At 64.5% G+C, this 4993-nt stretch carries 11 protein-coding genes; 6 read left to right on the top strand and 5 right to left on the bottom strand.

Features of this window, described 5'->3' with window-relative positions:
* Window positions 1-220 precede the first annotated feature (220 nt).
* The 5 genes from GL279_RS18925 to GL279_RS18905 all read right to left on the bottom strand — a co-directional run bounded on the left by GL279_RS18925 (window position 221) and on the right by GL279_RS18905 (window position 2011).
* Window positions 221-385: a hypothetical protein gene (locus GL279_RS18925; RefSeq protein WP_155066150.1), complete on the bottom strand. Its 165-nt coding sequence runs from the start codon at window positions 383-385 to the stop codon at window positions 221-223.
* A 7-nt stretch (window positions 386-392) separates the two neighbouring features.
* Window positions 393-701: a BrnA antitoxin family protein gene (locus tag GL279_RS18920; protein ID WP_155066149.1), complete on the bottom strand. Its 309-nt coding sequence runs from the start codon at window positions 699-701 to the stop codon at window positions 393-395.
* On the bottom strand, window positions 685-942 hold the full coding sequence (locus GL279_RS18915) for a BrnT family toxin (RefSeq protein WP_155066148.1): 258 nt from the start codon (window positions 940-942) through the stop codon (window positions 685-687). The genes GL279_RS18920 and GL279_RS18915 overlap by 17 nt, the downstream gene beginning before the upstream one ends.
* Before the next feature lie 87 nt (window positions 943-1029).
* Complete coding sequence (locus tag GL279_RS18910) at window positions 1030-1494, bottom strand: hypothetical protein (protein WP_155066147.1); 465 nt, start codon at window positions 1492-1494, stop codon at window positions 1030-1032.
* On the bottom strand, window positions 1487-2011 hold the full coding sequence (locus GL279_RS18905) for a hypothetical protein (protein ID WP_155066146.1): 525 nt from the start codon (window positions 2009-2011) through the stop codon (window positions 1487-1489). The genes GL279_RS18910 and GL279_RS18905 overlap by 8 nt, the downstream gene beginning before the upstream one ends.
* Here GL279_RS18905 and GL279_RS18900 point away from each other — a divergent pair.
* The 6 genes from GL279_RS18900 (at window position 2011) to GL279_RS18875 (ending at window position 4908) form a co-directional block, all read left to right on the top strand.
* Complete coding sequence (locus GL279_RS18900; protein WP_155066145.1) at window positions 2011-2724, top strand: phage antirepressor KilAC domain-containing protein; 714 nt, start codon at window positions 2011-2013, stop codon at window positions 2722-2724. The two genes, GL279_RS18905 and GL279_RS18900, sit on opposite strands and share 1 nt — an antisense overlap.
* A gap of 11 nt (window positions 2725-2735) precedes the next feature.
* Window positions 2736-3386 carry a hypothetical protein gene (locus GL279_RS18895; protein ID WP_155066144.1) on the top strand — a complete coding sequence of 217 codons (651 nt, stop codon included), beginning with the start codon at window positions 2736-2738 and terminating at the stop codon, window positions 3384-3386.
* Entirely contained in the window at window positions 3383-3562 is a 180-nt protein-coding gene (locus GL279_RS18890; protein ID WP_155066143.1) for a hypothetical protein, read from the top strand. The genes GL279_RS18895 and GL279_RS18890 overlap by 4 nt, the downstream gene beginning before the upstream one ends.
* Before the next feature lie 59 nt (window positions 3563-3621).
* Window positions 3622-3822 carry a hypothetical protein gene (locus GL279_RS18885; RefSeq protein WP_155066142.1) on the top strand — a complete coding sequence of 67 codons (201 nt, stop codon included), beginning with the start codon at window positions 3622-3624 and terminating at the stop codon, window positions 3820-3822.
* Window positions 3823-3824: 2 nt separating this feature from the next.
* Window positions 3825-4067 (top strand): helix-turn-helix transcriptional regulator, encoded by a 243-nt coding sequence (locus GL279_RS18880; protein WP_155066141.1) that lies wholly within the window; start codon window positions 3825-3827, stop codon window positions 4065-4067.
* A gap of 559 nt (window positions 4068-4626) precedes the next feature.
* Window positions 4627-4908 carry a site-specific integrase gene (locus GL279_RS18875; RefSeq protein ID WP_155066140.1) on the top strand — a complete coding sequence of 94 codons (282 nt, stop codon included), beginning with the start codon at window positions 4627-4629 and terminating at the stop codon, window positions 4906-4908.
* The last annotated feature ends 85 nt before the right edge of the window (window positions 4909-4993 follow it).

The following is a 4993-nucleotide window of genomic DNA, read 5'->3' as shown; positions in this document are numbered from 1 at the left end:
TCAGCATCCCGTGCTCGGCCTCCGATAATCATCGAAGGCACAATGGACCCAACCCCCGGTCGGTGGGGTCCCTTTTGGACGCCGATCACCCCAGAAGCGGGGTCCTTATTGCAAGCCGTTCAACACCTTGGGCGGGATGCGCCCGGCGGGTTCGGTTTTCTCCCGCAAAGCATCCGGGATCAGACGGCGAGTGCCCGGGGAGCGGTGCCCCAAAACCCCGTCATGGCGCGGCCGGATCATCCTCTCGGCGCGGCGCCAACGCCCCGGTGCGGTGATCGCCGCCCGGGGCTTTTGCTTGGTCGGCGGGCTGGACCTTGGCCTTGGCGGCGCCCTTTTCCCAGTAGGCCATCGCCAGATCCCGGGCGTCATCAGGATCGGTCGGCATGGGATTGCTATTCGGTGGCGCGCAGGTGGGCCGCCGCGCGCAGGGCGGCGTTTATGCGCGACTGCCAGCCCGGCCCTTGCTTCTTGAAGGCTTCGATCACGTCCTGGTCCAGCCGCAGCGATACCGGAACCTTGGGATTGCTGGACCGGGGGCGCCCGGCGCGATGGATCTTCTCGGCCAGCGCGGGAAACACCTCGGCGAATGGGCGCGCTTGGGCCAGCTCTTCGGCTGTCAACTCGGGGCTGTCCACCGCGTCCCAATCGGCGCGGGTGTAACCTTGGGCCGCCGCGTGTTCGGGGTCAAACTTCCTGCTCATGTATCGCCCTTTCCTTCTTGCTGGCGCGGCGCATCGAGATGATCGAGATGGCTTCCGTGCCCAAGGTTACAAAAATCGTGGTGACGGTCCCGTCAGCCAGCACGCCGATCGCGGCATAGCGCCCGCTCTTGGCCGGCACCACCGTGGCGGATGCGAAGAACTGGGCATCCAGATCGGCGAAGTCCAGGCGGTGCTTGTCGATGTTGGCCAGTCGCTTCGGTTCGTCCCAGACGATGATCATGATTTGTATATACGATAATTCAGGGCGCAGTGCAATATTTGTATATGCAGAAATTGGCCGTCAGGGCTTCAGGCGAGACGAGGGCTGTCAGGCATCGGCGAACCCGATAGCCCTTTTGTCTCCCACATGGGTAAGGACCAAGCGCCATCCAAGGTTTGTCTTGGCTAGCACGCGGTTACCCGCTTCGATTGCTTGCAACGCTTCTTCATCTGACGATGCCGCCCGGACGCCAGGAAGGGCAAGATCAATCGCAACTCCAAGAATATCCCTATCGGGCTGGGGTGGGGGAAACTCTCTTTCCAGAACATCAACAACGACTTGGTTGATTGAGTTGCCACGAGCGTCAGCCGCACGCTTGATCTGCTCCAACATGCCTGAAGGAAGATCAACTACCATGCTCTCTTGTTGCTCCCCAGGATATCGTTCTTCGAGCGTGGCGACGATTTCCTGGGATAAGCTGCGGCGCTTCACTTGGGCGATCGCTGCTATCGCGTCCTTAAGGCGCGCGGGCAACAGCAGCTTGAACTGAACAAGGGGCGTCTCGTCATGCATGTGTGCCATCTGGACAGAATTTGTCCTTGATGCAACGGACATTTAATATCCCAATGGACATATCTTGTCCAAGAGGTTCACGATGCAACAGCAAGTGCAATTCAAGCTCAATATCCCCACGGATGTGAAGTCGTGGGTCGAAGAAAAGGCGTTGGCGAATTTGCGCTCGCAAGGAGCCGAAATCGTGGCGTGTCTTCGCGAGAAAATGCAGGCCGCCGACGCCCATCGCCCGCAATCCTGAAATGAAAGCGGCCGGGCAGCGTTGGCGCGCTGACACCGGCCATGTTGAAGCCCACAAGCAATGGATTTCCCCATGAATATCCACGAAACTTCCCAGAAACGCAACCTGCCGGTTTCGGCAGCCGGCCCGCGGTCCCGGTCCAGCAAAGCGCGTGCATCCCATGCTGCGCGGCTGATCCAGACCCACCTCGATATGCTGGCTGCCCAGCGCATCGGCCTGCCGATCCTCGGCCTTGAAATCGCGCTGGGCGAGCTTCGCCAGATCGGCGGTGCGCAATGAACGGTGGATCCTTCAATGTCCCCTCGGCCGGGCCGCTGACGATGAGCAGCCGTGAAATCGCCGATCTGGTGGACAGCCGCCACGACAAGGTGAAGCAGTCGATGGAACGGCTGGCCGAGAAGAGCGTCATCACTTTTACCCCGGTGGGTGAAAAGTCATCGGGCGGGCGTCCCGGCACGGTCTACCTCGTCAACAAGCGCGATAGCTTCGTGGTGGTCGCACAGCTCTGCCCCGAGTTCACGGCCCGGCTGGTGGACCGCTGGCGGCAGCTGGAACAGGAACGCGCCGACGGCGCTCCAGCGCCGCTGACCGGCTCGCAGCTGATGGCCGCAGCGCTGATCGAAGCCAAGGCGACCCTGCAAGCGATGGACCAGCGCACCCGTGTCGCCGAACAGGTCGTGGAGCGCATTGCCTCGGCCGAGGGCACGCTGGGCGTTCGAGAGGCCGCCAAGGCGCTGGGCATCGGGCAGAATGCCCTGGTCGAGTGGCTCGAAAATCATCGCTGGGTTTATCGGCAGGCTCCCAGCGCGCCACTGCAAGCCTATAGCGACAAGATCACCGACGGCCGCATGGCGCACCGTCTTCGGACATTCACCCGCCCGGACGGTTCCGAGCGCGTCGAAACCCAAGCTGTTGTCACCGGCAAAGGCATGGCCGTGCTGGCCAAGCTGATCCCGCCCACCGCCCGGCTGATCGGGGGTGCGCAATGAACCGTCGCACCGTGATCGCCATGCCCGCCGTCATGGTGGCGCTTCCTGGCGCAGCGCTGGGCGCGCTCGCCCCGACACCGGTTCAGCGCCTGTTTCATCGCTGGGAGGCTGCCAAGCGGGCCGAGAATGCCGTCTATGCCAGCAGCGACGACGACGCGCGCCATCCCACCGCCTGGCAGGCGCGCTGGGCGGTCGAGGAACGCCTGATGCAGGTGCCAAGCGTCACGCCCCACGATGTGCTGCGAAAGGCCGCTGCCTGGGCCAATTACGGGCAGGGTGATCTTGAGGGCGCGGACAATCCGCACCTGACGCTGTTCTGGACTGAGCTTTCCCAGACAATAGGCTGCCGCTGCGCGGACGCCCCGGCGCTGGGCGCAGCCGCAGACCCTGGTTTGGAACTTCTCGCTTTGTGGCATCAGGCGCATGCCTTGATCGACGCCCTGAACGCGGTCGAGCGTGCGGATGATCCTGCGGCATGGGATGCGCGCGCGGGGCGACTGACCACCTTGCAAGACCAGATCGCCGCCGCCCCGGCTGCCACGCCGCTCGCCTGGGCGGTCAAGATCCTCAACGCCAATGACGGCGACATCATCGAAAACACCTGCACCTTGGGCGCCGCGCTGGTCGCCCAGGCCCGCACCTTCCTGGAGCGTTACGCATGACCCCTGACATTGCCGCCGAGGCCGAGAAGGCCATTCAACGGATCTACGCGCTATCCCGCGCCGAGCAGGATCGCCTGATTGCCGAGATGCAGGCCAGCGCCGACCCCAGCCGGGCCGCGCTGGGCAAGGAGCTGCGCGACGCGCTGACCGTTCGCCGTCTGATGGGGATGGGCTGATGCGAGCGGCCGCGAACCCACGCAAGAGTTCCGATCTGGTGCCCAGCACGAGGCCTGTAATGCGTGCTCTGGCCGCCACGCTGGGCATCTTCACCGTCGCCGTCCTGATCCTCGCCACCTGCCTTGCGGTGGCTCTGGGCGCGCTTCTGGCCCAGCAGACCGCGTGGGCCTGGCTCTGGGGTATCATGACCGACTTTGCCGCCCCCACGGCCGCCCAGGCGCGCGCCGAGGGCTGGCAAGCCATTGCCGAGAAGGTTTGAGCATGGCGAAGCACGCTGTCTTTGGTGACCGGCCGCCGGCCTATCCCTCGAAACAGGAACTGGCGGCCGAGCTGTGCATGAGCGTTTCGACGCTGGACGGGCTGGTGCAGCGCGGCTTGCTGCCCAAGCCCCGGCGGCCGGGCGGTTCGCTGCGCTGGTGCTGGCGCGAGGTCGAGGCCCATCTGGCCCCAGGTGCGCAGGACCGGGCGAGCCCCTTCATCGAGGCGCTGCGCGATGGCCCTTAAGTTCGACTTGCCTCGCGGCGTGCATAAGGTCACGGCACGCGGGCGGCCCTATTTCTACTGGCAGGCGGGCAGGGGGCACCCCCCAGCAGGGGCCGCGCATCCGGTTGCCCGATGATCCCCGCACGCCCGAGTTCTGGGCGGCGATCCGCAGGCTTGAAGGCACGCCCGAGCGCACGGATACGATCGGCACCCTGATCGACGCCTATATCGCGGCATGGCCCGGCCTGCGCAGGAAATTGGCGCCCTCGACGCAGGCGTATTATCGGGGCCATCTTGCCATGGTCAAAAAGGTCTGGGGCAACCTGCCTGCGGCCGACCTGACCCCCGCCGATGTGGAAGCGCTGGTGACCAAGATCGGCGCGGACAGGCCCGGGACTGCGAACAATGTCCTTTACGCGTTGCGCAGCATGTGCCGCTGGGCCACCGGCCCGATCGGGCATCTGACGCGCAACCCTACGCAGGGCGTGGGAACCTATGAGCCCGGAGATGGGCACAAACCTTGGACGCCATCCCAAATCGCCTTTGCCGAAGCGAACATGACCGGGATGCTGCGGCGGGCATGGTTCCTCGGATTCTACACGGGCCAGCGGGCCAGCGATGTGGTGCGCTGGGCTGGGATGACGTGCATGGCGACACGATCAGGCTGCGGCAGAAAAAGACCGGCGTGCGCCCCGTCTGCCCGATCTTTCCCGAGTTGGCGGCCGAGATGCAGACATGGGAACGGCGCCCCGGGCCGTTTCTGTTGCAAGACAGCCGCAAGAACGCCGGCATGCCGATCAGCACCAATCGGCTGTGGAAACGTAAGCGCGACGCTGATCCCCTCCTGCCGCTGGTGATCTGAACGGGCCAATCTCCGTGCGCATGAACGTCGGAGGTGTTGGCTTGGAACGAGACGGCAAAATGGGCGGCCATTTGGACGGCTTCTC

The organism is Paracoccus limosus (assembly GCF_009711185.1).
GTDB classification, from domain to species: Bacteria; Pseudomonadota; Alphaproteobacteria; order Rhodobacterales; family Rhodobacteraceae; genus Paracoccus; species Paracoccus limosus.
This window is presented reverse-complemented; position numbering and strand designations above follow the sequence as displayed.